The organism is Proteus sp. FZP2095 (assembly GCF_023701425.1).
In the GTDB taxonomy this organism is placed as follows: domain Bacteria; phylum Pseudomonadota; class Gammaproteobacteria; order Enterobacterales; family Enterobacteriaceae; genus Proteus; species Proteus cibarius.
Window position 1 is genome coordinate 1 of sequence record NZ_JAMQBJ010000046.1, and the last position, 255, is coordinate 255.

At 47.5% G+C, this 255-nt stretch carries 1 rRNA gene; it reads right to left on the reverse strand.

Annotation, left to right across the window (positions count from 1 at the left end):
• Nucleotides 1–191: ribosomal RNA gene (locus NBG71_RS18780) — 23S ribosomal RNA — on the reverse strand; the annotation flags it as partial.
• Nucleotides 192–255 lie beyond the last annotated feature (64 nt).

Below are 255 nucleotides of genomic sequence, written 5' to 3' on the forward strand. Positions count from 1 at the left end.
TAGTGTTACCCAACCTTCAACCTGCCCATGGATAGATCACCGGGTTTCGGGTCTATACCCTGCAACTCATTCGCCCAGTTAAGACTCGGTTTCCCTACGGCTCCCCTATACGGTTAACCTCGCTACAGAATATAAGTCGCTGACCCATTATACAAAAGGTACGCAGTCACCCCATCCTCAAATGTCCCGCTTGCTTTTACTGTCAAACTGGCTCGATTTTTTAACTTCCGTTGCTCGTGTACTTCTATGTACACT